This window comes from Vibrio sp. 10N.247.310.98 (assembly GCF_041467395.1).
In the GTDB taxonomy this organism is placed as follows: domain Bacteria; phylum Pseudomonadota; class Gammaproteobacteria; order Enterobacterales; family Vibrionaceae; genus Vibrio; species Vibrio crassostreae_C.
Window position 1 is genome coordinate 1 of record NZ_JBFSUL010000130.1, and the last position, 1,096, is coordinate 1,096.

1 protein-coding gene is annotated in these 1,096 nt (G+C 42.6%); it reads left to right on the plus strand.

From position 1 onward, the window contains the following. Positions 1-1,086: ISAs1 family transposase (locus tag AB6E78_RS22915; RefSeq protein ID WP_372153795.1), on the plus strand; the 1,086-nt coding region annotated here is incomplete at its 5' end. Positions 1,087-1,096 lie beyond the last annotated feature (10 nt).

Here is a 1,096-nt window from a genome sequence, read left to right on the forward strand (position 1 = left end):
CCTCGCCAAGCTTGGAAAATAGAGCACACGCTAACCGACATTATCTTCTTAACAATTGCAGCAGTGATTGCTGGTGCTGAAGGTTGGGAGGATATTGAAGATTTTGGTGAAGATAACTTGGAATGGCTTAGGCAGTATGGTGATTTCAAACAAGGCATACCAGTACACGATACCATTGCCCGAGTTATCAATCTTATTTCCGCCAAGCAACTGCAACGATGCTTTACTGCGTGGATGAAAGACTGTCATGAGACGACAGAGGGTGAAGTGATTGCTATCGACGGCAAAACTCTCAGAGGCACATACAACAAAGACAAGCGTTGTGGTGCAATCCATATGGTTAGTGCCTTTAGTGCAGCAAACCAAGTTGTACTAGGACAAGTGAAGACTGCGGATAAAAGCAATGAAATAAAAGCGATCCCTGAACTGCTTGAAATGCTTTCCTTGCGAGGTTGTTTAGTGACTATTGATGCTATGGGATGCCAGAAGGATATAGCTGAAAAGATAGTCGCTCAAGATGCAGATTATCTCTTAGCGGTAAAAGGTAATCAAAAACGATTGGAGCAAGCGATTAGCCAAGTGTTTAATTCTAGTATGATTAATAGTTTTGAAGGTGATAAATACGTCACTCAAGAGAAAGGGCATGGTCGTACAGAAACGCGTTTGAGTATGGTTGTTCACAATACAGATTTCTTAGGCTATATAGCGTTTGATTGGGCTGAACTCTCCACAATTGGTATGGTCGTTTCAATTCGTCAAGAAGGTGATAAGCCAGCAGAAACAATGCAAATCAAGCACTACATAAGCTCAGCAAAACTAACGGCTAAAGCTTTACTAGAGAGCACGCGAGCACATTGGAGCATTGAAAATCAGATGCACTGGCGATTAGACGTTGGTTTTAAAGAAGATGAATGTCGGATACGTCGAGAGCAAGCCGGTGAGAATTTAGCAGTTATAAGACATATAGCTTTAAATCTGCTGACGGAAGAAATCAGCTTCAAAGCAGGGATCAAAAGAAAGCAGAAAAAAGCGAACCGCAATAACGCTTACCTTTCGCAAGTCCTTGCAGGGCAAGGGGCTTCGTAATCTTGCCCTG